Source organism: Dethiosulfatarculus sandiegensis, assembly GCF_000931935.2.
Lineage (GTDB): Bacteria > Desulfobacterota > Desulfarculia > Desulfarculales > Desulfarculaceae > Dethiosulfatarculus > Dethiosulfatarculus sandiegensis.
The window spans coordinates 168,941-195,778 of sequence record NZ_AZAC01000008.1 but is presented as its reverse complement, the minus strand read 5'-3'; the positions used below and the strand labels follow the sequence as shown (position 1 = coordinate 195,778).

Annotated in this window: 25 protein-coding genes; 9 read left to right on the top strand and 16 right to left on the bottom strand. The window is 54.1% G+C overall.

Features of this window, described 5'->3' with window-relative positions:
• Positions 1 to 447: 447 nt before the first annotated feature.
• Positions 448 to 669 (bottom strand): NifU family protein, encoded by a 222-nt coding sequence (locus X474_RS06310; RefSeq protein ID WP_044347528.1) that lies wholly within the window; start codon positions 667 to 669, stop codon positions 448 to 450.
• Between the two features lie 102 nt (positions 670 to 771).
• On the bottom strand, positions 772 to 1,668 hold the full coding sequence (locus X474_RS06305; RefSeq protein WP_044347527.1) for a phosphoribosylaminoimidazolesuccinocarboxamide synthase: 897 nt from the start codon (positions 1,666 to 1,668) through the stop codon (positions 772 to 774).
• Between the two features lie 550 nt (positions 1,669 to 2,218).
• Between X474_RS06305 and mdh the strand changes: the two genes are divergently transcribed.
• Both mdh and X474_RS06295 read left to right on the top strand, forming a co-directional pair.
• Positions 2,219 to 3,154 (top strand): malate dehydrogenase, encoded by a 936-nt coding sequence (mdh, locus tag X474_RS06300; protein ID WP_044347526.1) that lies wholly within the window; start codon positions 2,219 to 2,221, stop codon positions 3,152 to 3,154.
• Between the two features lie 254 nt (positions 3,155 to 3,408).
• Positions 3,409 to 3,975 carry a UbiX family flavin prenyltransferase gene (locus X474_RS06295; RefSeq protein WP_044347525.1) on the top strand — a complete coding sequence of 189 codons (567 nt, stop codon included), beginning with the start codon at positions 3,409 to 3,411 and terminating at the stop codon, positions 3,973 to 3,975.
• A gap of 27 nt (positions 3,976 to 4,002) precedes the next feature.
• Here X474_RS06295 and X474_RS06290 read toward each other — a convergent pair whose 3' ends face one another.
• Positions 4,003 to 4,881 (bottom strand): damage-control phosphatase ARMT1 family protein, encoded by an 879-nt coding sequence (locus tag X474_RS06290; RefSeq protein ID WP_044347524.1) that lies wholly within the window; start codon positions 4,879 to 4,881, stop codon positions 4,003 to 4,005.
• A 183-nt stretch (positions 4,882 to 5,064) separates the two neighbouring features.
• Between X474_RS06290 and X474_RS06280 the strand changes: the two genes are divergently transcribed.
• The 3 genes from X474_RS06280 to X474_RS06270 all read left to right on the top strand — a co-directional run bounded on the left by X474_RS06280 (position 5,065) and on the right by X474_RS06270 (position 7,443).
• Entirely contained in the window at positions 5,065 to 5,583 is a 519-nt protein-coding gene (locus tag X474_RS06280) for a class I SAM-dependent methyltransferase (RefSeq protein ID WP_082464185.1), read from the top strand.
• Between the two features lie 100 nt (positions 5,584 to 5,683).
• Positions 5,684 to 6,955 carry a radical SAM family protein gene (locus tag X474_RS06275; RefSeq protein WP_044347523.1) on the top strand — a complete coding sequence of 424 codons (1,272 nt, stop codon included), beginning with the start codon at positions 5,684 to 5,686 and terminating at the stop codon, positions 6,953 to 6,955.
• 164 nt (positions 6,956 to 7,119) lie between these two features.
• Positions 7,120 to 7,443 carry a hypothetical protein gene (locus tag X474_RS06270; protein WP_044347522.1) on the top strand — a complete coding sequence of 108 codons (324 nt, stop codon included), beginning with the start codon at positions 7,120 to 7,122 and terminating at the stop codon, positions 7,441 to 7,443.
• A gap of 78 nt (positions 7,444 to 7,521) precedes the next feature.
• Here the strand turns inward: X474_RS06270 and X474_RS06265 are convergent, their stop codons facing one another.
• The 7 genes from X474_RS06265 to X474_RS06235 all read right to left on the bottom strand — a co-directional run bounded on the left by X474_RS06265 (position 7,522) and on the right by X474_RS06235 (position 14,931).
• Positions 7,522 to 8,538, bottom strand: coding sequence for an FAD:protein FMN transferase (locus X474_RS06265; RefSeq protein WP_052514930.1), 1,017 nt, complete (start codon positions 8,536 to 8,538; stop codon positions 7,522 to 7,524).
• A complete protein-coding gene (locus X474_RS06260) occupies positions 8,538 to 10,652 on the bottom strand; it encodes an RnfABCDGE type electron transport complex subunit B (protein ID WP_044347521.1) in 2,115 nt (704 codons plus the stop codon). Before X474_RS06260 ends, X474_RS06265 begins: the two co-directional genes overlap by 1 nt.
• Positions 10,653 to 10,761: 109 nt before the next feature.
• Positions 10,762 to 11,343 carry an electron transport complex subunit RsxA gene (gene rsxA / locus X474_RS06255; RefSeq protein ID WP_044347520.1) on the bottom strand — a complete coding sequence of 194 codons (582 nt, stop codon included), beginning with the start codon at positions 11,341 to 11,343 and terminating at the stop codon, positions 10,762 to 10,764.
• Between the two features lie 2 nt (positions 11,344 to 11,345).
• Positions 11,346 to 11,963, bottom strand: coding sequence for an electron transport complex subunit RsxE (gene rsxE, locus X474_RS06250; protein WP_044347519.1), 618 nt, complete (start codon positions 11,961 to 11,963; stop codon positions 11,346 to 11,348).
• A 14-nt stretch (positions 11,964 to 11,977) separates the two neighbouring features.
• Positions 11,978 to 12,553, bottom strand: coding sequence for an RnfABCDGE type electron transport complex subunit G (locus X474_RS06245; protein WP_044347624.1), 576 nt, complete (start codon positions 12,551 to 12,553; stop codon positions 11,978 to 11,980).
• A 69-nt stretch (positions 12,554 to 12,622) separates the two neighbouring features.
• Positions 12,623 to 13,618: an RnfABCDGE type electron transport complex subunit D gene (locus X474_RS06240; protein WP_044347518.1), complete on the bottom strand. Its 996-nt coding sequence runs from the start codon at positions 13,616 to 13,618 to the stop codon at positions 12,623 to 12,625.
• The gene (locus X474_RS06235) at positions 13,615 to 14,931 is read right to left on the bottom strand and encodes an RnfC family protein (protein WP_044347517.1); all 1,317 of its coding nucleotides are present in this window, start codon (positions 14,929 to 14,931) and stop codon (positions 13,615 to 13,617) included. The genes X474_RS06240 and X474_RS06235 overlap by 4 nt, the downstream gene beginning before the upstream one ends.
• A gap of 1,201 nt (positions 14,932 to 16,132) precedes the next feature.
• Between X474_RS06235 and iorA the strand changes: the two genes are divergently transcribed.
• On the top strand, positions 16,133 to 18,031 hold the full coding sequence (gene iorA / locus X474_RS06230; protein ID WP_044347516.1) for an indolepyruvate ferredoxin oxidoreductase subunit alpha: 1,899 nt from the start codon (positions 16,133 to 16,135) through the stop codon (positions 18,029 to 18,031).
• A 3-nt stretch (positions 18,032 to 18,034) separates the two neighbouring features.
• A complete protein-coding gene (locus X474_RS06225; protein ID WP_044347515.1) occupies positions 18,035 to 18,625 on the top strand; it encodes an indolepyruvate oxidoreductase subunit beta in 591 nt (196 codons plus the stop codon).
• A 237-nt stretch (positions 18,626 to 18,862) separates the two neighbouring features.
• Here the strand turns inward: X474_RS06225 and X474_RS06215 are convergent, their stop codons facing one another.
• From X474_RS06215 to X474_RS06195, 5 genes are all read right to left on the bottom strand, one after another.
• Entirely contained in the window at positions 18,863 to 20,242 is a 1,380-nt protein-coding gene (locus X474_RS06215) for an MFS transporter (protein ID WP_044347513.1), read from the bottom strand.
• Positions 20,239 to 20,703, bottom strand: coding sequence for a MarR family winged helix-turn-helix transcriptional regulator (locus X474_RS06210; protein WP_044347512.1), 465 nt, complete (start codon positions 20,701 to 20,703; stop codon positions 20,239 to 20,241). Before X474_RS06210 ends, X474_RS06215 begins: the two co-directional genes overlap by 4 nt.
• 195 nt (positions 20,704 to 20,898) lie before the next feature.
• Positions 20,899 to 22,386, bottom strand: coding sequence for a tripartite tricarboxylate transporter permease (locus X474_RS06205; RefSeq protein ID WP_044347511.1), 1,488 nt, complete (start codon positions 22,384 to 22,386; stop codon positions 20,899 to 20,901).
• Positions 22,387 to 22,398: 12 nt separating this feature from the next.
• A complete protein-coding gene (locus X474_RS06200; protein ID WP_044347510.1) occupies positions 22,399 to 22,884 on the bottom strand; it encodes a tripartite tricarboxylate transporter TctB family protein in 486 nt (161 codons plus the stop codon).
• Positions 22,885 to 23,059: 175 nt separating this feature from the next.
• Positions 23,060 to 24,034, bottom strand: coding sequence for a Bug family tripartite tricarboxylate transporter substrate binding protein (locus X474_RS06195; protein ID WP_052514928.1), 975 nt, complete (start codon positions 24,032 to 24,034; stop codon positions 23,060 to 23,062).
• A gap of 988 nt (positions 24,035 to 25,022) precedes the next feature.
• Here X474_RS06195 and X474_RS06190 point away from each other — a divergent pair.
• On the top strand, positions 25,023 to 25,712 hold the full coding sequence (locus X474_RS06190; protein WP_052514927.1) for a pyridoxal phosphate-dependent aminotransferase: 690 nt from the start codon (positions 25,023 to 25,025) through the stop codon (positions 25,710 to 25,712).
• Between the two features lie 104 nt (positions 25,713 to 25,816).
• Positions 25,817 to 26,203, top strand: a complete 387-nt coding sequence (locus X474_RS06185) for a VOC family protein (RefSeq protein WP_044347509.1) — start codon at positions 25,817 to 25,819, stop codon at positions 26,201 to 26,203.
• A gap of 109 nt (positions 26,204 to 26,312) precedes the next feature.
• Here the strand turns inward: X474_RS06185 and X474_RS06180 are convergent, their stop codons facing one another.
• Positions 26,313 to 26,819 carry a SoxR reducing system RseC family protein gene (locus tag X474_RS06180; protein ID WP_197281995.1) on the bottom strand — a complete coding sequence of 169 codons (507 nt, stop codon included), beginning with the start codon at positions 26,817 to 26,819 and terminating at the stop codon, positions 26,313 to 26,315.
• Between the last annotated feature and the right edge of the window lie 19 nt (positions 26,820 to 26,838).

Below are 26,838 nucleotides of genomic sequence, written 5' to 3'. Positions count from 1 at the left end.
GTTATAAGCATTATTTATCAGTAAAAAGCAAGTAATAGGTAAGCCCTTCGGGGATTCTTTACAATAAATTTGTAAAGGTTAAGTGTAAAAACCGACCACCAAGAAGCAGCATCATCTTTCATTTAACTTCACTAATAAAATCAGCATATACCCATATTTCGTTTTTTATGACATTCGGCTCCATTTCAAGGTCAATGTAAGTTAAGACAAGTCAATTTCATAATAAAATGCAATTTCGAATTGAACGAAACACTTATAACACCCGCAACATAGTAGAATTATAATTATTTATTTCCACTAAAAAAGCAAGGTATTTTACACCTTCCGCCCGGCAAAAAAAACGGGCTGCATTTAAGCAGCCCGCTATATCTAAATTTCATCAAGCCTGTAGAAATCACATGAAAAATGTTTACTTTCAGATTAATGAAATTAATTTATTGTCATTATTTAGACCGATTCCACACTTTTTATACCCGGAACCTCTTGCTTGACCACCTTTTCAATGCCCATCTTAAGAGTCATCTGGCTCATGGGGCAGCCTCCGCAGGCTCCTTGCAACTGAACCTTGACCACACCGTCCGGGGTTACGTCCACCAGGCTTACATCCCCGCCGTCACGCTGCAGAGCGGGACGAATTTTAGCCAATGCCGCTTCAACCTGTTCTTTCATGCTTTTTTCTCCTTAAGCAAATGGTTGCGTTCTTTAAAGATAATATCCCGCCTGCGGCAATCAAGGTTGCCCATGGGAAAAAAAATTTTTACCTTCAAATAATTAATCCAGGCCCTTGCCGGAAAGCATCTGCAAGGCTTCCACATAGCGCTTGCGAGTGCCGAGAATCACCTCTTCCGGCAGTCTGGGTGCGGGCGGCTTTTTATCAAAGCCTATCTCAAGCAGGTAGTCACGCACATACTGTTTGTCAAAACTACGCTGCCCGCGGCCGGGCTCATACTCGTCGGCAGGCCAAAAACGACTGGAATCCGGAGTCAGCACCTCATCGATCAAAAACAGTTCATCCCCCAGGGTGCCAAATTCAAATTTGGTGTCGGCAATAATGATCCCCACCTCTTTGGCCATTTCCCTGGCTCGGGAATAAATGGCCAGGGCGCGTCGGGCCACCTCATCGGTAAGCTCCCGCCCCATCAGTTCACCGGCCTTGGCCAGATCGATATTTTCGTCATGCTCTCCGATTTCAGCCTTGGTGCTTGGGGTGAAAATGGGTTCTTCAAGACGGCTGCTCTCCATCATACCCCCGGGCAATTCGTGACCGCAGACCTTGCCGTCCTTTTGGTAATCATTCCAACCTGTTCCAGAGAGGTAACCTCTCACGATGACTTCAATGGGCAGAGGTTTGCATTTTTTGACCAGCATGGAACGGCCGGCGAGCAAATCGCGATGCGGCTTAAGCACCTCGTCAAACTCCTCCACCTGTGCGGTAATCAGATGGTTTTTGGTAATGTCGGCCATCTGGTCGTACCAATAGAGGGAGATCTGGGTCAGGACCTTGCCCTTGTCCGGGATGGGATCGGGCAAGATAACGTCAAAGGCGCTCAATCTGTCGGTGGCTACGATCAAAAGTCTGTCGCCAAGATCGTAGATATCGCGCACCTTGCCCCGGCTGATAAGGGGTATCTCTTTGATATCAGTTTGTATTACCGCGTCTGTGCTCATTTATTCCTCTCTCCCTTTAAAAAACGCGCACCCTGTGATTGACATGGGTTGACGTAGAATAGTAATCTTTTTTCACCTGCTTTACCAGGTGGTTGCTTAAAAAGGATTTGCCAGACTGTTTAAAACAGTCGGCCGGTTTGGCCCCGCAAGCTGCGTCAAATTGAGCTGACCTGAAAAGTTATGTAATTTAAATAACCTGGCAAGGTTGAAATGCATGCCAAGTTTGGACTCCAAAAGGCCGGAACAGCCTCAAAAGACGTCCTGACAACGGCCCCCGACCGGTAAAAAGTGCGTGGCTGCTCTCCGGCTGCTTAAAAGGCATCAATTGCGCTTTAAGTTGGCGGGTCACCCAAATCCCGCCCGGCGGGCAACGGAAGGCAACTTAACGGCGCTTCCGGCAAAAGTAATTGCTTAAGGTTTATTTCAGGTAATAATTCTACTTGGCTTTTTGGGCCAACACAAATAACAGGGGGCTTTTTTTACCCCCTTGTACGGCAGGTAAAAATTTTTTTTCGCCTGCATATCACAAGAACCATAAGGAGATACACTCATGGTCAACAAAATCACGGTGATCGGAGCCGGTAATGTGGGCGCAACCTGCGCTCAGAGGGCTGCGGAAAAAGAATTGGCTGACGTGGTGCTGGTGGATGTGGTTGAAGGCATGCCTCAGGGCAAGTCCCTGGATTTGTGTGAAGCCTCACCCGTTGAAAAGCACGACAGCCGGGTCACCGGATCAAATGATTACGCCCAGACAGCCGATTCCGACATCATCATCGTCACAGCCGGTATTGCCAGAAAGCCGGGAATGAGCCGCGACGACCTGATTAAAACCAACGCCGGTATTGTACAGTCTGTGGTGGGCGAAGCGGCCAAGCTCTCCCCCAATGCGGTCATTATTATCGTATCCAACCCCTTGGATGCCATGTGCCATGTAGCCTTAAAGGCTTCCGGTTTCCCCAAAGAGCGGGTTATAGGCATGGCGGGTGTGCTGGACTCCGCCAGGTTCCGTTATTTCATCGCAGAGGCCCTGGATGTCTCGGTCGAAAACACCCATGCCTTTGTGCTCGGCGGCCATGGCGACACCATGGTGCCCCTGCCCCGCTACTCCACAGTGGCAGGCATTCCCATCACCGAGCTGATGGAAAAGGACAAGATCGAAGAACTATGCAAACGCACCGCCACCGGAGGCGCCGAGATAGTAAGCCTGCTCAAGACCGGCAGCGCCTATTACGCCCCTGCTTCCGCAGCAGTAGAAATGGCCGAGGCCATTTTGAAGAACAAGAAAAAAATCCTGCCCTGCGCCGTGATGCTGGACGGTGAGTACGGCTACAAAGATCTCTACATCGGCGTACCGGTGAAACTGGGAATCGGTGGTGTACAGGAAATAGTGGAGATTTCCCTTACTGACGAGGAAAAAACCGCCCTGGACAATAGCGCCGACGCAGTCCGCGGTCTGGTGGGCACTCTGGCGGAATTGGGCTACTGATAAATATGCCCATCTTGCCCCTTATTGCCCTGGTGCGATTTAAGGAAGGCCGTTAAAACAGCCTTGCAGGCTTTGGCAAATGGTCTACCCTTAAGAGTATGGGCGATGGATGCGGCAAAGCCGGGCTGACAGGAGCCGTTTAAACGCCGCAAGACCAAGCGGTCCCTTTAGCTTGGCAAAACAACCGGATCAAAACCACGGCCCTTGGCAGTTTAATGCTGCCAAGGGCTTCTTAAACCAGGTTAAGGGGTGTTATTGTGCTGCCGGTAATAGTGGGAATAACAGGCGCCAGCGGGGTGATATACGGGGTGGAGGCGCTCAAGGCCCTTAAAGAGCTGTCCATCCCCACCCACCTGATCTTGAGCAGGGCCGGAGCCGAAAATCTGAAGATTGAAACGGATTTCAACGCCGAACAGGTGAAAAGCCTGGCCCGAACAAGCCATGACCCGGAAAACCTGGCCGCTGCCCCGGCCAGCGGCTCCTTTTTAACCAAGGGAATGCTGGTTGCTCCTTGCAGCATTAAAACCCTTTCGGCCATTGCCAATTCTTATACAGACAACCTTCTGACCAGGGCGGCCGATGTCACGCTCAAGGAAAAAAGAACCCTGGTGCTCATGGTGCGGGAAACACCTTTGCACCAGGGTCATCTGGAACTCATGGCCAGGGCGGCCCAAATGGGAGCCGTTATTCTGCCGCCCATGCCCGCCTTTTACCACAATCCCCGCACCATTGAAGACCTTATCAAACAAAGCGTGGGCAAGGCCCTGGACAGCCTGGGCATAGCCAACCAGCTTTTCAAGCGCTGGTCAGGGCCGTCTTGAAAACCGGTTACCGGTTTATTCCCGGACTTAATCGGCCGGTTTCCAAAGGGCCCAGTAACTGTCGGCCGGTGCATTCAGAAAATCCCTCAGGGGTTTGCACTTGACCTTGAACAGGAAAAAGACCGGCACAGACAGGCTGCGCGGAAAAATTGTCTCCCAATTGGCCATGCCCTTGGCCACCACCACATCCGAACTGTTAAGGAGTTCCATAAATTCAGGCGAGACATGCTCCCAGTCCACTCCGGCTCCGTCTGCCCCGGTATCGGCCACATGGGGTATGTATTTTTCCAGGCCGCTTTTTTTGAGCTCCTTTCTGGTGAGATCGTTAAGGGCCGGGCCGCCCTTTACCACCAGGGTCATATTCTCCGCCTTTTGGCTCAGATAGCGGACCAAGGGCAGGTCAAAGAAAATCTCTCCTGAATTATCAGTCAAAAAAATCAGCTGTTTGGGTTTCCTGGCCAGGGCCGCTTCCAGCTTATCCACCTGATCCTGGTAAAAGGAAATCCCTTGCTGCATACGCTCCTTGACATCACCCAGCACCTGACTTGCATCCTGGAAGAAATCCAGGCTGTTGCCCAGGGCGGAAAAGGAAACCAAAGAATGCAGATCCTGGTTTACCCAATCCATGGCGTCACTTGCCATGGACTGGGCATTTTTCATCTCATTTTCCTTGAACTCAAGGTAGGGGTCTTCTATTCCCGAGGTCTGCCTTATGGCCCGCATCACCCGGTTGGCCAATTCAGGGGAGGTGTATCCCCTGCCCTGGGACTCATCCAAGGCGGCCAGGGCCTTGGTGTGATATTTTTCCATCAGGCCCGAGTCTCCCTTGGCGCTCAGTTCCGAGGCTGTTCTGGCCAGATTGGTTATACAGTCCGTACATTCGGGAAAAGACTTGAAGGTCTCCATTTAGTTCTCCCTGATCAGTATGTTAAAGATCAGCATTAAAAGCCGCATCATAGGTTTATACTCCCTGTCTAAGGATATGTTTTCCCAAACCACTGTCAAGCCATGCCGTGTTTTTGAAAGCCGTTTTAAGAAGCCTGTAAAAAACCATGTTCCCCCGGCCAAGACCATGGTAAATAACAGATCATGAAAGACTTCGTATTGGACTTGGGTTGTGGTGGAAACAAAAGGGAATCCGCCATAGGGCTGGACCTCCACCCTAAAAAAGGGGTTGATGTGGTTGCAGACCTTAAGAATCCTTTGCCCTTTAAGCCAAGCACCTTTGATCTGGTTCGCGCCTCCCATGTAGTGGAACACCTGCCGGATATCTGCGGTTTTATGGCGGAGGTGCACCGGGTGCTGAAACCCGGGGGCCGGATATATATCCTGACCCCTCATTATTCAGCGGCAGGGTCTTATCGCGACCCCACCCATATTCACCACCTGGCCCTGAAAAGCTTTGACTACTTTTGCGGGTTGACGGATGAAGATTTTCTGCCGGTGCAGTATCGTTTTGAAATGCTTAAAAGACGCATCCTTTTCGGCCGCAAGGCTCGCCTGGGCATTGAGGCCTGGGCCAACCGACATCCGGACCTATACGAGCAGCACCTTGCCATGCTGCTGCCCGCCCTGGAGATAGAGATCTGGATGAGGGCCTTGAAATAAACCGGACTAACAGACCAAAGGCAACCAGCCCGGGCTTATATTGGTGCAAACCGATTGGCCAAATAATTTTGAACCCAATGGCAAATGAGCGTGAAAAATCATGAGCGCACCACGTATGGTATACGCCGATTCCCAGGGCAACATCCTGGATCATCCTGAACTTAAAATAGCCGGTTCGGCCGCAGGAAGCTGGGAGGCCCTGGACGAAAGAGACTGCATTCCCCTTCCAGAGGGCAGTGAACTCTTTCTTTTACCCAATCGCCTGCCGGTGGGTGTAAATGCAGAGAACAAATTCGAGGTATTGACTGAAGATCCCTTGAAGCCCGGGGACCCGGTTTCGGCCGTGGCCGCTTTCATGGCCCCGGCCTACACCGCCAACCACTCCGCCTGTTACAAAACCCTGCCCGGCGCGGAAAACCTGCCCTTGTTCGCCTACACGGCCGTGGGCTTTTCCAGGGGCCAGTTTGTGGTGTCCGGCCTGCGTACAGACCAGTCTCCGCGACAGGACCCTTCGCGTTTTCCGCCCAGGCAGCGCATTGAAGCCGCCGCCCGCAGACTTCTGCGCACCTACGGTAAAAACCGGCTTTGGCAGCAACTTGGCATCTGTGCATTGAACTACGGCTGCCCCGCCGCCCTCAACCTGGTTTTGGGCCGCTGGGAAGCTCCCTTGCCAACCAGCCCGGTCTGCAACGCCAACTGTATCGGCTGTATTTCCTATCAACCCGACGGCCTTTTTCCCTGCACCCAGGACAGGATAACCTTCACCCCCAGCGCCCAGGAGGTGGCCGAAGTGGCCAACCATCACCTGGCCAAGGGCCGGGATCCCCTGGTCAGCTTTGGTCAGGGCTGCGAGGGTGAACCCCTGATGCAGGCGGACCTTTTAACCGAATCCATTCATTTGATCAGGGCCGAACATCCCACAGCCACGGTTAACTTAAACACCAACGGCTCCCGCCCTGAGGTGGTGACCAGGCTCATGAGGGCCGGACTCAGCTCTATCAGGGTTTCGCTCAACAGTTTGATAAAAGAACGCCACCAGGCCTATTACCGCCCCAAGGGTTGGAGCCTGGACGAAGCGGTGCTCTCTCTCAAGGAAGTCAAGAGGGCAAACGGCCATGCCTCCATCAACCTGCTCACCATGCCCGGATTGACCGACAGCCCTGAAGAGGCGGACGCCCTTTTCAAACTGGTGGAAGAAGTAAACCTGGATCTTATTCAGTGGCGCAATCTGAATATAGACCCGGAGGTTTATCTCAAGATGCTTGATATCAAGCCTCCGAAAGAACGGTTGGGAATCCACGCCCTGATCGAAAAGCTGAAACGGCAATTCCCCAATTTAAAGCACGGTTACTTTAATCCCAAGCTCTTCTAAGTCGATTAGAGCCGGTTTTCAAAAGGCGTACGTCTTTTGGAAACCGGCTCTTAAACCTTGCTTGTCATTTATAATTCTTTTTGATATCATACTAGTTACCAACTTTATCATTCCCATGGAAGGCAAGTCACAGTCCAAGGAGGGCTCCGACAAGGAGGAGCTTTATGGCGGTCACGTTCGGCAACATGGCCAAGATTAGTGCACAGTCGTCCATGGCGATTGGCAATGCCCAGGCCTCGTCCATGGGATTGGGGCAGCAAAGCGCCAATGCCCTGGCTATTACCGACCTTATGGGCGGCAAGGATGATCAGAAAGGCATGATCGGAACTCTGTTGAGCTCCGGCACTGAAAACAGAATGAAAGGTGATGCCTTTAAAAACGACCTTATGGCCATTGGCCAGGCAGCCGTGGTTACCGGTCCCGGCCGGGGCGTTGGCCTGAGCGCTTCTTCAAGCATGCTTGGGAGCAACATCAATAAGGTTGTTTGAGAGCCTGTTCTGCAATTAAAAAAGCCCGGTCCGCTTGTTAGGCGGATCGGGCTTTTTTAATTTATTTTTAAGATCTTATCAGGCCTTGAACCCGGGGGTGATCAGCTTTTGCCGATGCCTGGTGAGGATCATGGCCTCCAGGCCGGGGCGGCTCTTGATAAGGGCCATGGCCTGTTTAGGGGTAAGAACAAAGCAGGCAGTGGAAAAGGCGTCTGCCACCGCAGCGGAGCCGGCCTTGACACTGGTGCTTACGTCGGTTCTGGGTGAGCGGCCGGTGTCCGGGTTGATGATATGGTGGTACAGACGCTCCTGGTCAAAGAAGACCTCGTAGTTGCCGCTGGTGGCAATGGCGCCCTTGGTCATATTCACAACCATCTTGGCTTTTTGAGGCTGATCGGGATCACTGATGGCCACTCTCCAGGGCTGCCCCGGAGATCTCTCGCCCATCACAGCCACGTCGCCGCCGGCATTGATCAGGGCGTGCTTGATCCCGACCTTGTTCAGGGTTTCAATACCCTGGTCGGCAATAAAGCCCTTGGCCACACCGTCCAAGGTCAGGGCCGCGCCCTCTGCGGTAAGGGAAAGCCCCTTGCCCTGACGGCGCAGGGAGCCCATGGAGGCAAGCGCCTCATTGATCTCCTTGGTTGTGGGCAGGCCGCCTTTTTTATAGGCCCTTGTATAGGCGTCCAGCACAGGGGCCACTGTGATGTCAAAGGCTCCGTTGCTCAACTGGTGCACTGCGCCGGAGAGCATGAGCACTTTATTCATCACGGGCGGTATCTCAGACAGGTTTCCCTGTTTATTCAACTGGGCCAGGAGGCCGTTTGCCTGGTGCCGGTCAAACACCGCGGCCAGGGCCTGCATATCCTCAAAACAACGGGCCACGCCCTTTTGGGCCAGGGAAGATGAAGGATCGACCACGGTCACGGAGACCAGGGTTCCCATCATCATTTTAGTCTCCTGGGCCACCTTGAATCTCTTGTTCAGGCTGGCCAGCCCAAGCGCAGGCGAGACCAAAGGCAGGGTGGCTCCGGCAGAGGCCGCACCGGCCAGTTTCAAAAACGACCTTCGGTCAAAGCGGTCTTTGAATTTCATTAGTTACTCTCCCTCACTTTGGCCGAGCAGCCTTGGCAGTCTGAGCTACATTGGCCGGGTTCGTGACGGTAGCAGATCAAACCGCAACTTAAGCAACGTTGGGTCTCCTTGCGCGCCGCCTCCTCGGTAAGGCCAAGCTCCACCTCGGTAAAGCTCATGGCACGCTCAGGCACATCCAGCTCTTTCATCTTGGCCCTGTCGCCGCCTTGGACTGCACCGGGAATCTCTGCCCTGGTGCGGACTTCCTTGACATCCTTGATCCAGTTTTCAGGGGCGTTCACATCTTCTTCGGTTAGATACATGTGAATGGCCCTGGCGGCCCTGCGGCCCGTGCCTATGGCCTCCACCACCGTGGCTGCGCCCAATACCGCGTCACCCGCGGCAAATACGCCCTCCACATTGGTGTTCATGACCTGGTCGTCAGTGTCGATGCTGTTCCACCTGGTAAGTTCCAGCTCGGCCGCGGTGGCGTCGGACTCGCGGAAATTAAGGTCGGGGAACTGGCCGATGGCGGCGATGACGTTGTCCACTTCCATGGTCGTCTCAGAGCCCTCGATGGCTTCCGGACGGCGACGGCCGGAAGCATCCGGTTCGCCCAATTCCATGGTTATATATTCCAGGGCCGTCAACTTGCCGTTTTCACCGATCAGTTTGGTCGGCGCGGCCAAGAATTTAAATTTGATGCCCTCGTGTTCGGCCTCTTCCACCTCAATATCGTTGGCAGGCATTTCAGCCCTGGAGCGGCGGTAGAGTACGGTGACTTCCTTGGCTCCGAGCCTCCAGCTGGTGCGGGCGCAGTCAATGGCTGTGTTGCCGCCGCCCACGATCACCACCTTGTCGCCGACCGGAGTCTCGTGCAAAAGCCCCCGCTCGATCAACATGCTGGTGCCGGGAAGCACGCCTTCCAGGTCCTCGCCCTCAAGCCTCATATTGCGGCTTCCCCAGGCTCCGACACCCACGAAGATGGCCTCGAAGCCCTCTTCCTTAAGCTCTGCCAGGGTGAAATCCTTACCCAAGCGCTGTTCCATGCGGGTCTCGACCCCCAGGTCCAGGATACCCTGAATCTCCCAATCCAGGGTCTTTTTGGGCAGGCGATACTCGGGGATGCCAAAGCGCAACATACCGCCGAGGAATGGCTGGGCCTCGAAAATTGTGGGCGCATAGCCCATGCGGGCCAAATAGTAGCTCACCGTGAGGCCAGCCGGGCCACCGCCGACCACAGCCACCTTGCGCCCGTTTTTAGGCAGGCAGAAGGGATCGATGCGTTTGCCTGAATGATACTCGTAATCCGCGGCAAAACGCTTCAAGTGGTTGATGTTCACCGGCTCTTCGTTCAAGCCCCTTCTGCAGGCGGACTCGCAGACATGAGGGCAGACCCTGCCGCAGACCAGGGGCAGAGGGTTGTGCTCCTTGATGATGCTTACCGCATCCTCATAGCGTCCTTCGCCAATGGCCTTGATATAACCGGGAATATCGATCTGGGCCGGGCAAGTGGCCTGGCAGGGGGCCAGGCAGTTGTCCGAGGCATTGAAACCCAAGATGCGGCGGGTAACGCTGGTTAAGTGCATGATGTGCTTGGGGCACACCCGCACGCAGGTGCCGCATCCGGTGCATTTATCAGGATCAACCTTGGGCAGGTGATCCTCGCCCATGGTTATGGCGTCAAAGGGGCAGGCTGCAGCGCAGCTGCCCAGGCCCAGGCAGCCGATCTCGCATTCCTTGGACCCTTCATACAGGGTCATGGCCGCCCGGCAGTCGTTCACACCAACATATTTAAATTTAAGGTCAGCCTTGTCAGTGCCGTAGGTGCAGTCCACCTTGGCCAGGTCAGGCTCGCGGTAAACCAGTTCCACACCCATAATTTCGGCGATAATCGCGCCGATCTCAGGGCCTCCGGCAACGCAGACCCCGGGGTCCGCCTTGCCGCCGGCAATGGCCACGGCGCAGGAAGCGCATCCCGCAAATCCACAGCCACCGCAGTTCGCGCCGGGCAGGGCCTCTTCCACCGCCTCGACCATGGGGTCCACCTCAACCGCGAATATGCGGGCGGCGACTCCCAGGCCGGCGGCGGCGACTACGCCCAATCCCCCGATCGCTAGGGCTTCAACCAACATTTGTTACAGTCTCCCTAAAAACACGCATTAGGCCGCGTTTTTCAGTCTTTTCTTGCAATCAACACCATTAACCGGTTTTTAAAACCTCTTTTTTTTGCAACCGACTATTTTACACCAACCCGGCGAAACCGCTGAAGGCCAGAGCCAGGAAACCGGCAGTGACCAGGGCAATAGCCGTGCCTTCAAAAATCTTAGGCACATTGGCCAGGGCCATGCGCTCCCTGATGCCCGCAAAGAGGACCAGGGCCAGGGAATAACCCAGGGCAGAGGCAAAGGAGAAGACCAGGGTGTCGAAAAAGTCGTAGCCTTCATTGATGTTGATGATGGCAACACCAAGCACGGCGCAGTTGGTGGTGATCAGGGGCAAAAAGATACCCAGGGCCCGGTAAAGGGCGGGCAGGGTCTTTTGCATGACAATCTCGACCAACTGCACCAAGGAGGCGATAACCAGGATAAAGGAAATGGTCTGCAGGTATTCCAGCTCTAAAGGCACCAGAAGGTAGTACTGCACCATCCAGGTGATGGCGCCTGCCATGGTCATAACAAAGATGACCGCCATGGACATACCGGTGGCGGTATCCATTTTTTTGCTGACACCCAGGAAGGGGCAGTTACCCAAGAACTTGGCCAACAGGATGTTGTTGACCAGGATTGCTCCCACAATGAAGAGCATGTAGTCACCAAAACCCATGGCTAGCTCCTCCGTTTACGCGCATCCAAGCGCATGCTGATCAGGTTGATAAGGGCCAACATCACACCCAGGGTGACAAAGGCTCCGGCGGGCTTGACCATGAACTCAAAGGGTTGGTATCCAATACTTTTGAGAAACGGTTGCCCCCATATAGCGCCCGAGCCGATGATCTCGCGCACCGCTCCCAGGGCTCCCAGGCTCATGGTAAAGCCCAGGCCGATACCCAGACCGTCTGCAATGCTTGCGATGGGTCCGTTCTTGCTGGCAAAAGCCTCGGCCCTGCCCAGGATGATGCAGTTAACCACGATCAAGGGGATGAAGATGCCCAGAACCTGGTAAAGGCCATAGGCGTAGGCCTGCATCATAAGCTCGACGATGACCACAAAGCTGGCGATGATAACAATAAAGGCGGCGATACGCACCTTTTTGGGGATAACATTCCTTAAAAGCGAGACCAACAGGTTGGAACAGACCAGCACAAAGGTGGTGGCCAGGCCCATACCGACTCCGTTTTCAGCCGCTGTGGTCACGGCCAGAACCGGGCAGAGCCCCAGAACCAGCCGGAAAGGCGGCAGAACATCCCATAATCCTTTGGTAAATTCCTTAGCAATCGATGCCATCTGAACCACCTCCCCTATTTGGCCATCTCGGCGCCGTATTTTTCATATAAAACACGGGCCTTGTTCACGGCGGCCACGACGCCGTTGGTGGAAAGCGTGGCTCCACTCAAGGCGTTGATGTCACCTTTAGTGAGTTCCTTATCAACCGGCTTGCCCTTAAAGGAATCGGTAAATTCAGGGTTTAATATGCGAGCGCCCAGACCCGGGGTCTCGGACTGCTCCACAATCTGGATGCCGGTAATATCTTTTTTAGCCAGATCCACGCCCACCATGACCGCGATTTCGCCATGATAGCCTGTGGCCGAGGTCTCATAGGCCACGGCAAAGGTCTTGCCTGCCTTTTTGGCCGGGAAAACCAACAGATCAAGCGGCTTTCCTTTTTTGTCCTTGCCCACGGGAATCTTGATCAGGTCCTTCATGGGGTCGTTATCAAAGCCCTGCAGCACCTTCATGACTGCCGGGGCCTTAACCTTCTGCAGCTTGGTCATATAAATCGGTTCTTTGGTCACGTCATATACAAATGACAGGGCCAGCCCACTGGCAGCGCAGATCAAGCCCAGCACCACGACCAGTTTCAGTATTTCACGCACCTTCAACATCCCTCCCCGGCCTTTAAAGGCCGGACGGCTCCCCGGCAAGGGCTGCCGGGGCCCGGAGATTTAGTACAGAGGTCTGGGTTTGCCCAGCACCTTCGGCCTTAAGCGGTCGAAGAGCGGGGTGGCCGCGCTCATGACCAGAACACCATAATAGGCGCCTGAACCGGCGCTGCCCCAATGCCTTACGATAACGGTCATAACACCGATCAAAAGGCCGTACCAGAGCATGCCCTTGGGTGTGACCGGGCTGGAGACCGGCTCTGTGGCCAGGAAAACAGCCGCCATCATAAGCCCTCCCGCCCCCATATGGAACCAGGCCAGGTTCAGATGCGCGCCAAAGCCCTCCCAACCCAACTCAATGATCCTGGGATCGGTGTAAGAAGCCAGAAGAGACATCAAAAGGGTGCCGACCAGGACCGCAACCGGGATGTGCCAGCGGATTATCTTTCTGACCACCAGGTAGACGCCTCCGGCCAAAAGGGCCCAGGTGCAGGTGGTTCCAATGGCTCCGGGCAAAAGCCCCTTCCATATCTCCCCCATCCCATACATCTCAAGGACTGCCACATCGTCTTTGAACTCCATCAGGAGGGTCATGCTTATTTCAGGATCACCCTCGGCCAAAGGAGTGTAAAAGGCCTTCATGTGTTCGGGCCAGGAAAGGGCCAAAGCCGCCCAGGCGATAAGGGCCGGGTTCATGGGGTAAGCGCCCAGGCCGCCGAAAAGCATTTTGCCGAGTACAATGGCCACAAAGCCGCCCACAATGGGGAGCCAGAAAGGCACGCCCGCAGGCAGAAGCATGCCCAGGACAACACCGGTCAAAAGGGCGTGCAGATCGCCTAGGTTTTGAGTTTTTTTGGCGATTACATTACAAAGGGCCTCCGTGGCCACGCAGCTGGCGGCTGCCAGACAGACCACCATGACGGCCGGTGCGCCAAAGTAATAGAAGCCCACCAAAAGGGCCGGGGCCAGGGCGATGAGGAACTCCAGGTTGAAGGAGCGGACCGAAGCCCCGCCCAGCACATGGGGCGAACTGGATACTGTCAAGAGCTGGTTGTTCATTGTTCCATCCTCTCGGCCTGGATTTCCGCCTTACCGTACTGGAAGAGCTGCACCAGGGGCCTTCTGGCGGGGCAGACATAGGCGCAGGCTCCGCACTCGATACACTGGAACAGGTCCTTATCGGCAGCCTCTTCAAACTGGTTGTACTCACACAGCTTGCCCAATTCACCCGGAATCAGGTTCACGGGGCAGACCTGCACGCAACGGCCACAGTGAATACAGGGATGATCGCTGAACTTGGCCATTTTTTCGGCGGATTGGACGAACAATCCGTCCATATCCTTGGTGACCGGCATATCCAGGTCGAAAAGGGCCTGGCCCTTCATGGGACCGCCCAGAATAACCTTGCCCTGATCTCCGCTCACTCCACCGCAAGCCTCGAGCAGATCCTTGACCGGGGTTCCGCAAGGCGCCTTCAGCACCTTGGGCTGGTTCACGTCTCCGCTCACGGCCAGGGTGCAGGTGGTGGCGGGTTTTCCGGTCATGAGGCAGCGGGCCAGCTCAAGCACCTTGGGCAGCGGCACCACAACCGCGCCCCAATCCCTGGAATCTCCTTCCGGGAAGAAAACCTCCCGGCCGGTGAGCTGATTGATAAGCAGGTTGTCCCAGGCAAAGGGATACTGACCGGCCGCCACAGAAGCCATTTCCCAGTTCAGGTCATAAGCCAGCTTCTCCAGATCTTTGGAGACGCCGCCCTTGGGAATGGCCAGTTTAACTTTTTTAGCTCCGGAGACATGGACCAAGGCACTTATGCCCAAGACCAGTTCTTCCTGCGCGATATCAGCCAAAGAGGCCTGGTTGGGGGCTACCGGCGGATCGTAGTCAACCGCAGATATGATCAGATAATCGATCTTGCGTATCTGCTTCACGCCGTTCATGGAGATATAAGGCTTGGGCCCCACTGTGGCGGAAATATCAAACCCGGCCTGATCCAACCTCCCGGCCAGTTCAAGGGGTTTGTGGGAGACCAGGGTCTCAGGCTCCCTGATGGCCAACGCCGCATCCTCAGCCGGCGCCATGGTGTTTTTGCCATCATTTATAATGGCCACCGCATTCACCGGCTGACCGGCGACACCGGTCACCATCTCCACACCTGCCACTGTCCCGCTCACCGAGGCGTGCACATTCTGAGCCGGCGAGTCTTCAGAAGCCCCCACCAACTGACCGATGGCTACTTCCTGCCCGGCTTCCACCAAGGCCTTTACGCCCGGCTGAAGCGGCAGAAACACCCGCTGCACCGATTCTATTTCAGCGGGAGGTGAGACGTTGGGAGGGCGGCGGCGGACGCCCTTGAACAAATGTTCGATCTTCATGCGCTAACACTCCCAGATCTGGGGCTTTTGGCGAACCTGTCTGCCTGACGCTGTGAATACTTACACAAACGTCTTCTAAAAAAAATCCGGCTGGATTCTCAAATTGCAAACAGTCTGCTTCCTGCCCTTTGCTAAACAATCATTAGTTCTTGGTCTGTATTCCCGGGTCAAGTTCGGGGCACCTTAATACGTCAAACGGACCAACACCCTTACAGTTAAGGATAATCGGCTGAAATCACGTTGCAAAAATGAAAAACACCCTCCGCGCCCTCCCTTTCGGCAAAACTTGGCTAACCATGCCGCCGTCAGGGAACCCGGATTTACGGTTTCCAATATATAAAACCGCAAGAGCCCTCTTGTCAACTTGATGTTCCTGTTTCGCGGCAAAGAGCGGCCCCTTTTATCCCTATCGAGTTTAAAAACCGCGTTTGTCCACTATAGGGATATGCATTTTACTGTTTATCTCAAACAACGGACTTTACAAGTTTTTTTTAATACATACCAACAACATATATTTCCCAGGCTTATTATAGAGCCGCTAATAGTCTGTTTTTGTGAATAAGTGAACGTATATCTCCTAGTAAAATCGAAGGCCTTTTAAAATCCATCCACACGCTTGCCAAAAAAAAGCCGTCTAAAACAATTTTCAATTACATATAAAATTCTTTTCATATTTTATTTTTCGTAGATTATTTGAACCCATTATTCTTATTAAACACTGTATCTTTTTGGGTTTTAAAATCTATTAAAAAAGTCTACACGAAAGAATGGAGCCCACCCCATGGGATAAATGGGATTTTGCTTGACACTGAGGCCGCGATGAATATACAGTCACCATAGTTACTTTATAGCTAACATGTAACTGCAATCCACAAGGCAAAAAGGCAGCCGCGACACGGCCTTGCCTTACCCGGAAAGCATATCTCGCCCCGGTTGGATGCAGTCTGGAAATGATCGGGGAAAAGCCCCGGTTCGTCCAACAGGGGGAGGAGGAAAGCCGCCTTCCGCCTGCTGGGCAGGCTGTCTGAGGGCAGCCGCTTAACCCTGAAATCTAAAGCCCGCATCTAATTTTAGATACGGGCCTTTCACCCCAAGGCTTGATGCCTTTTGGCAGCGCACAGACAAACGGCAGCCGGAATATCGGCCCTGACCGCCCCGGCAGACCGCAATTCGTCATCTTTTTCAGGTGGAGGAATTCCATATGGATAAGCTGTTGACCCAATCAGGCGGCGCAACTCATCTGCTTCTGGGCAACGAGGCAATCGTGCGAGGCGCGCTGGAAGCTGGGATGGCCTTTGCCACCTGTTACCCGGGCACGCCGTCATCGGAGGTGCCGGACACCTTGTACCGCCTCAGAAAGCAAAACCCTGATCAGGTCAAGTATTACTTTGAATACTCGACCAATGAGAAGGTGGCTTTGGAATGCGCCGCCGGTGCGGCCGTTGCCGGTCTGCGCACCCTTTGCACCATGAAGCACGTGGGGTTGAACGTGGCCGCAGACCCGCTTATGACCCTGGCCTACACCGGCGTCAACGCGGGACTGGTGGTTCTGACCGCGGACGACCCCTCCATGTTCTCCAGCCAGAACGAACAGGACAACCGCTACTACGCCCGGTTGAGCGGCCTGCCCATGCTCGAGGCCAAGGGGCCTGCCGAGTTGAAGGAAATGACCAAGTACGCCTTTGACTTGAGCGAAGAATTGAAATCCCCCGTCCTTTTGCGCACCACCACCAGGGTCAACCATGCCAGGGAAGGCGTGACCTATGCTAAACTGCCGAAGGTCAAGCAAACCTCGGTCTTCAAAAAAAGCCCCATGGATTTCGTGACCGTACCGGCGGTGAGCCGCAAAAAGCACTTGCGCCTCTTGGAGATTTACGACAAATCCCAAGCCATCAGTGAGGCCTCCGAATACAACAAGGTAACCGGCCGGGGCTCCTACGGCATCATCACCACCGCGGTCTGTAAAAATTATGTCCGGGACGCGCTGAAGGATTTGGGAGCATTGAACCAGATCAAGGTGTTGAACCTGGGCTTTACCTGGCCCTTGCCCGAAAAGAAAATGGCCCGTTTCCTCAAATCCGTGGAAAAGGTCCTGGTGGTGGAAGAGCTTGAGCCGCTTCTGGAAGACGCGGTCCGCTCCATTTGCCAGAAAAAAGGCATCGCCACCGAGATCGCAGGCAAATCGGCCAAATTCCCGGAGGTCACCGTGGATGTGGCCCCGCCCAAATTCTTCAGCCGCGCCTTTGAATACAATCCCCGCCTGGTGCGCCAGGTCGTAGGCAAGACCTTTGGCCTTAAAGCCAAATTCACAACTCCCCTTAAATTGGACGACCTGCCTGTCCTGCCCGGCCGTCCCCCGAACCTCTGCGCAGGCTGCCCCCACCGGGCCACCTATTATGCGGTTAAGGAAGTTGTGGGCAAGGACGGAATCCACCCAACGGATATCGGCTGTTACACCCTGGGACTTCTGCCTCCCATCCAGATGGCCGATTTCCTGGTCTGCATGGGCTCTTCGGTCTCCAGCGCGGGAGGCTTTGCCAGGGCAACCGACAAAAAGGTGGTTAGCTTTATCGGCGACTCCACCTTTTTCCATTCCGGCATGACAGGCCTGGTCAACGCAGTGCATAACAACCTGAACTTCACCCTGGTGATTTTGGACAACGGCACCACCGCCATGACCGGACACCAGCCCCACCCGGGCGTGGACACCGAGGCCATAGGCGATGCCACCACCCATATTGATATAGAACAGGTGGTCAGGGGTCTGGGGGTGGAGCATGTCACCACCATAAAACCTCTGAAGACCAAAGCCGCGATCAAGGCGATTGAAGAAGCGGTGAACCACGAGGGCGTGAGCGTCGTAATCAGCAAGGAGCTTTGCCCCTTGTTTGCCAAGCGGGTTGTCCCCAGGACCAGAAAGCCCTTTGAAGTCAAGGTTGATAAATGCAAGGGCCATATGGACTGTATCAACAAAATCGCCTGTCCGGCCATGTATGTGGAAAAAGGCCAAGCCAAAATCAATGCCGGACAATGTGTGGGCTGCGCTCTTTGCGCCCAGATCTGTCCCGAAAATGCCATACTGCCGGTGAAGGAGGCCTAAGCTATGGATATCCTGCGCATAGTTAATGTAGGTGTGGGTGGCCAGGGCAACCTCCTGGCAAGCAACCTCTTGGGAATGGCGGCCCTGGACTCCAAGGTGCCGGTGGTGGTCAGTGAGATCCACGGCATGGCCCAACGCGGCGGCGTGGTTGAGAGCGCCGTTATTCTGGGCGGCGCGGAGAGCCCCATTGTGAGCCAGGCGGAGGCCGATATTCTGGTTTCATTTGAGCCAATCGAGGCTTTACGCACCTTGAACAAGGCCAACAAAAACACTTTGGTTATCACCAACACCAGGCCCATGCCTCCATTCACCGTGGCCATTGGCCAGGCCGAATACCCGGACCCCGAGGTGTCGGTGGCGGCGCTTGCCAAAAAGGTGAAGAACCTGATGGCCTTTGACGGTCAGGCCCTGGCTGAAGAAGCCAAGAACCCCCTGGCCCTGAACATGGTGATGTTGGGCGCCTTGTTCGGCAAGGCCACGCTTCCGATCGGGGTTCCTTCCATCAAAAAAATGATCAAACAAAACACCAAGGAACGTTTTGTAGATTCAAACCTTTTGGCTTTTGACCTTGGCTTTAAGGCAGCCAAAGGCTGACACGAATATTAGGCGGCTCCCGCGGTCCAGGCCGCCTTGCTGAAAAAACCAAAGTGACCGTACAGCCCGCCCGGGGATCATTGCGGCAGATCCCCGGGCGGGCATTTTTTTGGTGCGCTTGTTCAAAAAAAACAGGCCGCCCAAAAAAGCTGCCAAATCCCGCAGACGGCCTCAGGCTTAACAGGTCGAAAGCCAATGCCGGCGCCGGTGATCAGGTCTGGTCAGTCAGCCCCGTTTTCAGGAAGCCGGGCAACATCTTTGCACGATAAGGGAAACAATCATGCCGAGTGCGCCAACCAGGCAGCTTCCCTGCAAGACCAGCTTCATTGCCTGATTAAAAGAGGTGAAGGAGTCCGCATCCAGCACTTGATCGCCGACGATAAAGGATATGGCCATGGAGATGGCCACCATGCTGGCGGTCATGCCCACGGTGCGCACTTGGCCGGTCACTGCCGTGGCCACGCCGTATTGCTTGGGAGATATTGCTTGCATGATGGTTTTCATGTTCGGGGAGGCAAAAGAGGCAACCCCAACCCCAAGCACGCTCAACATTCCCACAATGGAAACCAGCGAAGTGGAGCCGTCAAAGGTCGAAGCCCAGCCCACTCCGGCCACACAGAAAAGCATCCCCGCGGCAACCAGCATCTCCGAGTCAATGCGGTCTGCCAGGCGGCCGCAGACCGGTGACAGAATAGTCTGGGTGAGGGGCTGGACAAGCAAAACGGTTCCAGCCTCAGCCGGGGACATGCCGCGGCCCAATTGCAGGTAAAGGCTCATAAGAAAGCCGACCCCAAAGGTTGTGGCAAAATTGATGAACTGCAGCAGGTTGCCGATACTGAATTTTGCATTCCCGGCAAACATATCAAGCTCGAGCATGGGGTTTGAACAGCGTGATTCATGCCATATAAACAAGGCCATGGTTGCCAGAAATCCAAACAAGGCGATAAGCCCGCCTGTGGTGTCCGCATTGGCGCCTCCGAAAAGCAAAAGGCCAATGCTGACCATGCTGATAAACGCGCCCGCATAATCAAAGGCGACATCGGGCCTGAAGTAATCCCATTTCAAGGCCCTTAAGGCCAAGGCAAGCGCCAGTAAACAGGGAATCCCGCCTATGAAAAACAATCCGCGCCAACCAAGGACCTCTGCAATATAGCCCCCCAGAAAAGGACCGGCCGAAACCCCCATGTAGATAAAGGCCATGGCGATGCCCAGCACCTTGCCCCGCTCATTGGATGAAAAGGCTTCCAACAGAATAGCCAGGCCGGTGGAGACCTGCATGGCCCCTCCAAAGGCCTGTATGGCCCTGATGGCGATCAGGGTTTGGATGTCCTGGGCAAGCCCCAGGGCAATGGTGGCCAAGGTGAAGATGCCGAGCCCAAGGGTGAAGATCCAATTGCGCCCCATCAGGTCCGAAGCCCGGCCAAAAGAAAGCAGGCACATGGCGTTGACCCCTAGGAAAACCGATTCCACCAGGCTCAAGGCAACCCCGTCCGCCTGGAACTCCAAACCTATGGAGGGCAAAACAACCCCGACAGAGGAGAGCATAAAGGGGGCGGCGAATTGACTGGAAGCCACAGCGAAAAGCACGCTCCACTTGCGGGCAAACGATGCCTTCATGCCTTATCTCCCAGGGCGGCCTTCTTGAGATTCTCAACCAACCGGTCCAGCATATTTAAGAACTGGTCTTCCTCCGCAGGGGAAAGACCGGTAAACAACACCTCATTATGCCAGGCCAAAATTTCCAGCAACCTGGGATGCAATGCGCGTGATTTGGCGGTTAAGTACACTCTTTTTTTGCGGCGGTCTTCCGGGTCCGGCTTCCTGGTGACCAGCCCGTCCTGCTCCATGTCCAACAGGGCCCTGGCCGTGGCTGCCCGATCAATGCACAGGTGATTGCTCAACTCTTCCTGAACAATTCCGTCAAACCTCAAGAGAACCATCAGAAAACCGACTTTTCCCCGAGATATCCCCAACTCCTTGAGCGGGCCCGCCATGCAGGACATGCTTAAACGGTGTAGCATGCCCAGCCTCCTGCCCGGAGATCTTTGCTCAAACTTATCTATATGATCTGACTTCATCAGCCTCAAACTCCTTGACTTATCAATCATTGACTTGTCAAGTATATTGAAAAAACACTGACCTTCAACCCAAAAATATTGAATTACTGTGTTTTTTCGATTTACAGGATTGTTTCACTCAGAAATGAGAAGTTAAGAGGAATCCAACCCAAAGGCAAGCGACCAAGAGCCTTGCCTTTGGGTTGGATAAACTTATTAATCAGGTTTGCATCTGAAACGGGACCACAAAGAAGGCCCCAGCAGTATGGCCAGGTTTACCAAAATAAGGAAAAGGCTGATGGGCCTGGTGACAAAGGTGGACCAGTCTCCGTTGCTCATGATCAAAGAGCGCCGGAAATTATCCTCTAAAATGGGGCCGAGCACAAAACCCAGGATGATCGGCGCGGGCATTATGCTTATCTTCTGCAGCAGATACCCCAAAAGGCCGCACCCCAAAAGCACCCACACGTCAAACATGGTGTTTCTGATGGCATAGGCCCCCACTATGCAGGCCAGCAATATGGCGGGCAAAAGAAAGTGGCTGGGCACTTTTATCAGGCGGGCGAAATACCTGGCCCCGAAAAGACCCACCAGGGCAAAGGTGACAACACTGAACACATTTCCCAGATATATGGTGGAAATAATATCCGGCCTGGTGGCAAACAAAAGCGGCCCCGGGGCCAACCCGTTTATCATAAGCGCGCCGATAAGGATTGCAGTCTGGGGATCACCGGGAATTCCCAAGGAAAGCATCGGCACAAATGCGCCGCCCACCGCGGCGTTATTGGCAGCCTCGGCAGCAACCACACCCTCGGGAATACCGGTGCCGTATTTTTCACTGTCTTTGGAAAAGCGCTTTTGCAGGCCATAGGCGGCCATGGATGCGATGGCCCCTCCGGCAGCCGGAATAGCGCCGATAAAGGTGCCTATTATTGAAGAAAAGGCCATCTTGGGGCCAAACCTGAAGAGCTCGGAGAACTTCGGCAGCACCTTGCTGATCTTGGCGGTGACCTGTTGCACCCGCGTCTCGGACTCCAGCTTCACCAGCACCTCGGTCACCCCAAAGAACCCCACCATCACCGGTATCATCTGAAGCCCCGCCTGGAGATCTTTGGAGCCAAAGACAAACCTGGGATAGGCGGAGATAACATCCTGGCCCACTGTGGCCAAGAGAAGACCTATCAGCCCTCCGATAAGCCCCTTTATGGTGGAGCCAAAGGAAATATAAGAAACAATGCTGATCCCCAAAAGGGCTATGCCGGTATATTCCTGGGCGCTGAACTCAAGCGCCAGGCTTGCCAAGACCGGTGCGGCAAAAACCAGAATCAAAACCCCGAACAACCCGCCCAGGGCGCTTGCCAGGGTGGCATAGCCAATTGCCTGGCCGGCCTTGCCTTTTTTGGCCATGGTGTGGCCGTCAAAACCAGTGGCAATTGCAGAAGGAGTGCCGGGGATATTAACCAGAATTGAAGACAAGGAGCCTGAATAACAGGCGCCTACGTAAATACCAACCAAAAACACCATGCCGTGCACATCGCTCATGGCAAAGGTCATGGGCATGAATATGGCCATACCCATAGTGGCGGTAAGGCCGGGTATGGCCCCAAAAAAGATTCCCAAAACAGAACCGGCCACCACCAGAAAAAGGGTGAATGGTTCGCTGAAAGACCCGAGACCGGCAGTTAACAATTCAAAGACACCCATTAAAGCGTCCTTTCACGCCCAAACTGAGGAACAGGGAAGCTGAATTCCCACAAACAACTCGAAGACCAGATACACAACCAATAAAAGCCCGGCTGTGTAGACCAGGTAAGCCAAAATTCTTGCCGGGCTTTTGGGCGGAGTGACGGCCCAGGCCATGGCCAGTACCAGAATTGCGGCGGCGGGGAAAAACCCCAGCAAATCCTGGATAAAGATATAGGCCACACTCAGGCCGAGTATCAAGGCCACCAGACCGTATCTGGGCCTGGCCGGTTTTTTTTGAGCCGGGGCGCAATCATCTGCCTGGCCGGGCTTTGCCCTCAGGCTTAAAAGGCCGAGGCCCATGAGCAACCAGGCCAGCACCTCCGGATAAAAGGCCGGGCCCGATCCGAACCCCTGCCCCGAAGTCTCGGGGAATCCGTGGCATTGCTGCAATATAACCCCTCCAATTGCCAGGCAAAAGCCACAGGTGACTATGGAATCACGGGAAAACATGGTCATGATAATTGTCCCACCAGGTGATGAAAGGCAAAAGCCCTTACGAATACGCGCACGCAGACCAGGGCTTACAGAGAAACCGGGCAAAAAATGGATCCCAAACGCCCTGCCCTGTTTTCTTGCCTGCTTAACAAATAAACCGGCATGGCCTGAAAAAAGCCCTGCCGGTTTATAGCGGCTATCTTTTGTTAAGCCCCAGGGCGGTTACCATTTCTTCAACTTTTTTATCCGAGGCCTGGCGGAACTTGACGATCTCAGCGGTGGCCATGTAGCTTACGTCCAACCCGGAATTTTTAATCTTCTTTTTGGTGGACGGATCGTCAAAGGCTGCCTTGAGGGCCTTATCCAGGGCAGCCACCACCTTGGCAGGAGTGCCCTTGGGAACCACGATGGATTCCCAGAACGGCATGGTGATATCCACCCCCATTTCCTTCATGGTGGGCAGATCCGGGTAGGCGGGATAGCGCTTTTCGGCCGCAATGGCCAAAGCCTTTATCTTACCGGCCTTGATCAGGGCCTTGGCCGGGCCCATGGCCACAAACATGGAGTCCACATGTCCTCCGGCCAGGGCGGCCAGAGAAGGGCCCCAGCCCTTATAAGGCACCTGGGTGAATTTGATCCCGGCCACCTTGCCGAACTCGCTGGAATAAAGGTGATCGATAACCCCTGCACCGGCATTGGCGTTTTTAATCTTGCCCGGATTTTTCTTGCCAAAGGCCACAAAGTCTTTGAAGGTCTTGAACTTGGATTTGGTGTTCACCAGGCAGACCAGAGGCGGATTGATAACCCCGCTCACAGCCTGATATTGATCCATCATCACAGGCGAGACGCTTGTGTACTGGGCGATAACCGCGGATATGCCCAGGAAACCCAGGGTGTAGCCGTCCGGTTTGGCATCGGCCAGGGCCTTGGCGCCGACCATGGAGCCTGCGCCGGGCATATTCTTCACCACCACAGGCTTGCCCAGGGTTTTCTTCATATGCGCAGCCAGGATGCGGCAGGTCATGTCACCGGAGCCGCCGGGAGACCAGGGCACGATCAGGGTGATTGATCTCTCGGGAAATTGAGCAAGGGCCGGGCCCGGAAGGGCCAAGGCGAAGACAGTGACCAAAAGTGCGACCAAAGTCAACCATTTCCCGGCTTTTTTGTGCATTGCTGGACCTCCTTGACGAAAAGGAAATAGAAACCAAAGCCTGATGCCTCTAAATCCCATCTTTATTAGGCATCAGCAGGTTGTTTAGAAGCAGCCTGCCAGGCGTTGAACTGCCCCAGCCTACAAAACCAATTTGACTTTGGTCAATACCTATATTGATAGGGATATTATTTTCATCTGATTTACTAGGGGGTTACCTTGTATCACTATAAGACACAAAGTTTCAAACTCTTTTATTTCCACATGGTTACAAACCGAAGATCATCAGCAAGTTAAATTTGGACAGCAAAAAAAGCCGGGGTGATCCATCTGGGACAGATCCACCCGCCGGCCAGATAAGCGTTAAAAGAAAGATGCGAAGATTTTTACTGTGCGATTCACAGAGATCGTTTCAGTTTTGACAATTGAAGATCAAGGAAGTAGTTTGCTTCCCTAAGGCGTTCCTTTGCCGGATCGTACATAGCTTGGACCTCTTCGGTGAAAGGAGTTTTGGAACTTCGTTCGGTTATTCGGTCTATAGGAGCCTTCCCCCTCGAACTCCCGTGACCACGGAGCCAATTGTAGTGAAATACCCATTCATCAAGGCGGTCCTGTAATTATGGGTCATCCAAATCGTACAAAGCGTAAAATTCTTGGATTACAGTCTGTTGAACTCGCTCCACTTTACCGTTTGGGCGAAAAACTCTCCCCCTCGATCGGTTTGGATCCGCCGCACCGGGAATGACATTTATTTCATGACTTTTTCTTAAAAATGCAGATTATTGGCTGCTGTGCGTCTGGGATATAGAGCAGCAACCAGAAAGAGCGAACACCCATCAAGCGCGGTGTATTGATACAGGCCTGGTTTCAACTTCATGTATCCATCTTGCACCCTATCGCCGGGATAGGACGCTCATAGGGTTCGAAATGATATTTTCGTCGCGGTCGGATCAGCAAAGGCGCCTGATTACGTCTTAGGACGGATAGTTGCCAGAGACAATTTCAGTCCATGACGCCATATGAGCCCGCTTTGAATCCTTCCGCCTCCTGGGTGGAACTTGCGGAAGCCAATAATCCACTGCTCATGCTGTGTTGTGAGCTTACGATCCTGATCGTTATCTCAGATGAAGTATATGACCGCATTATTTTCGGCGAAGCCAGCCACGACAGCATCTACACCAGAAAAGGCATGGCAGAGTGGACTTCGGTTCTGGGTTCTTTTTCCAAGGCCTACGCCATGACCGGCTGGCGCCTGGGCTGGCTCTTTGGGTCGGAAGACCTTATCAAGGGTGTGCTCAAGGTGGTGACCTTTAACACCGCCAGCGCCTCCACCATATCCCAGCGAGGCGCTTTGGCCGCGCTTAAGAGCGGCGACGCCGTGGTGGAAAAAATGGCCTCTGAATTTGGCAAACGCTGCGAATATGTGTATGAGAGATTAAAAGGCATGCCTGGTGTGGATGTGCACAAGCCCCAGGGTTCTTTTTACATCTTCCCCAGGATAAAGGGACTTCCCCAAGAAGGTCTTGATTTTGCCTTGGAATTACTGGACAAAAAACAATTGGCCGTGGTGCCGGGAGATGCCTTTGGCCCCTCGGGTGCGGGTTGCCTGCGCCTGGCCTGCACCCTGAAGCGGGAAAAGCTTGCCAAGGCCATGGATCGTTTGGAAGAATTCTTAAATGAAAAGAAAATCCGACCATAACTCAACCAAAAGTTAATTCAAAGCCTCAGTCCCTTAGGGACGGAGGCTTTTTTTAACCTGCACCTGCCCGCCGGAAAGGGACAGGCAAAAAAGGAGACTTGATCATGGAATACGGTTTTGACCACCTTCACCTGCGCTGTCAGGATCTGGAAGGCGCGGTTGACTTTTACGTAAAAATGCTTGGCGGCGAGGTTGTAAAACGGTTTGAGGTCAATGGCATGCCCATTGTCAGGGTGGTGGTGGGCGGCACCAACATCGCCTTTTCCCCCATAACAAAAAATTTGAGCATAACTGTCCCGGCCGATGAACCCCGCTGGGGAGCCTATCAGATCGGCTTTACCGTGGCAGACCTGGAACAGGCCATGGCTGAACTAAAGGCCAAGGGCGGCAAATTCAAAAACGAGCCCTTTGACGCGGCCCCCGGAGTGCGGGCGGTGTTTATGGAAGGCCCCGACGGAATTGAGATCGAACTGATGCAGGTCGGCAACTGAAAACAGCATAAAAAAAGCGGCCTTTTTCAAGAGACTGCCTGATCAGAAAACGGCCCGGGCCTTAAACCTGGCCCGGGCCGGATCATTTGGCAAAAGACGTTACAAGCTTTTAAGCATCCGAAGCATCTGCGCCTGCCGGACAAGAGGCGGCTACGTCCTTGGGGCGAAGCACCTGCACCAGCCTGACCTTGAACTCTTTTTTCCTGCCCAGCGCCTTTGAGACCTTGCGGAGTATCAGCCAGGTAATGGTCAGGGAGGCAAATCCAAGTAAAACCGCTGCGTTCTGCTCATCCCATCCCCACTGGGGGCCATAGATTTTCCCCAGGCTGGAGCCCAATATCAGGGCTAAAACCGGCACCATGTAGACCAGAAAGCCAGCGCCAAGCACCCCGCGTCTGGGCAAGGCCAGAAGCACCCTGTCCCCTTCCTTGGCCTTGGCTTCATTAATGGCCCATATCATGCGTTTTTTCACGCCGCCCATGGTCTGGCAAGAGGTCTTGGCCACGCAATGGGAGCAGGCCTCGGTCTGCACGGTCTCCACCTGGGCCAGGCCGCCTTGTACGGCTAAAACCCTGCCCTCTTCGTGCATGTCGCTTTGTTGTTTAATCTGTTGCATATTATTAATCATACCATTT

What these genes read in the sequence shown, in the direction of transcription:
- X474_RS06275 (WP_044347523.1), top strand. Translation starts at nt 5,684, where the DNA reads ATGAGCGCACCACGTATGGTATACGCCGATTCCCAGGGCAACATCCTG.
- X474_RS06265 (WP_052514930.1), bottom strand. Translation starts at nt 8,538, where the DNA reads ATGAAATTCAAAGACCGCTTTGACCGAAGGTCGTTTTTGAAACTGGCC.
- X474_RS06235 (WP_044347517.1), bottom strand. Translation starts at nt 14,931, where the DNA reads ATGAAGATCGAACATTTGTTCAAGGGCGTCCGCCGCCGCCCTCCCAAC.
- X474_RS06215 (WP_044347513.1), bottom strand. Translation starts at nt 20,242, where the DNA reads ATGAAGGCATCGTTTGCCCGCAAGTGGAGCGTGCTTTTCGCTGTGGCT.
- X474_RS06200 (WP_044347510.1), bottom strand. Translation starts at nt 22,884, where the DNA reads ATGACCATGTTTTCCCGTGATTCCATAGTCACCTGTGGCTTTTGCCTG.
- X474_RS06280 (WP_082464185.1), top strand. Translation starts at nt 5,065, where the DNA reads ATGAAAGACTTCGTATTGGACTTGGGTTGTGGTGGAAACAAAAGGGAA.
- X474_RS06195 (WP_052514928.1), bottom strand. Translation starts at nt 24,034, where the DNA reads ATGCACAAAAAAGCCGGGAAATGGTTGACTTTGGTCGCACTTTTGGTC.
- X474_RS06180 (WP_197281995.1), bottom strand. Translation starts at nt 26,819, where the DNA reads ATGCAACAGATTAAACAACAAAGCGACATGCACGAAGAGGGCAGGGTT.
- X474_RS06190 (WP_052514927.1), top strand. Translation starts at nt 25,023, where the DNA reads ATGACGCCATATGAGCCCGCTTTGAATCCTTCCGCCTCCTGGGTGGAA.
- iorA (WP_044347516.1), top strand. Translation starts at nt 16,133, where the DNA reads ATGGATAAGCTGTTGACCCAATCAGGCGGCGCAACTCATCTGCTTCTG.
- X474_RS06310 (WP_044347528.1), bottom strand. Translation starts at nt 669, where the DNA reads ATGAAAGAACAGGTTGAAGCGGCATTGGCTAAAATTCGTCCCGCTCTG.
- X474_RS06225 (WP_044347515.1), top strand. Translation starts at nt 18,035, where the DNA reads ATGGATATCCTGCGCATAGTTAATGTAGGTGTGGGTGGCCAGGGCAAC.
- rsxE (WP_044347519.1), bottom strand. Translation starts at nt 11,963, where the DNA reads ATGGCATCGATTGCTAAGGAATTTACCAAAGGATTATGGGATGTTCTG.
- mdh (WP_044347526.1), top strand. Translation starts at nt 2,219, where the DNA reads ATGGTCAACAAAATCACGGTGATCGGAGCCGGTAATGTGGGCGCAACC.
- X474_RS06290 (WP_044347524.1), bottom strand. Translation starts at nt 4,881, where the DNA reads ATGGAGACCTTCAAGTCTTTTCCCGAATGTACGGACTGTATAACCAAT.
- X474_RS06240 (WP_044347518.1), bottom strand. Translation starts at nt 13,618, where the DNA reads ATGAACAACCAGCTCTTGACAGTATCCAGTTCGCCCCATGTGCTGGGC.
- X474_RS06210 (WP_044347512.1), bottom strand. Translation starts at nt 20,703, where the DNA reads ATGAAGTCAGATCATATAGATAAGTTTGAGCAAAGATCTCCGGGCAGG.
- X474_RS06270 (WP_044347522.1), top strand. Translation starts at nt 7,120, where the DNA reads ATGGCGGTCACGTTCGGCAACATGGCCAAGATTAGTGCACAGTCGTCC.
- X474_RS06305 (WP_044347527.1), bottom strand. Translation starts at nt 1,668, where the DNA reads ATGAGCACAGACGCGGTAATACAAACTGATATCAAAGAGATACCCCTT.
- X474_RS06260 (WP_044347521.1), bottom strand. Translation starts at nt 10,652, where the DNA reads ATGTTGGTTGAAGCCCTAGCGATCGGGGGATTGGGCGTAGTCGCCGCC.
- X474_RS06205 (WP_044347511.1), bottom strand. Translation starts at nt 22,386, where the DNA reads ATGGGTGTCTTTGAATTGTTAACTGCCGGTCTCGGGTCTTTCAGCGAA.
- X474_RS06185 (WP_044347509.1), top strand. Translation starts at nt 25,817, where the DNA reads ATGGAATACGGTTTTGACCACCTTCACCTGCGCTGTCAGGATCTGGAA.
- rsxA (WP_044347520.1), bottom strand. Translation starts at nt 11,343, where the DNA reads ATGGGTTTTGGTGACTACATGCTCTTCATTGTGGGAGCAATCCTGGTC.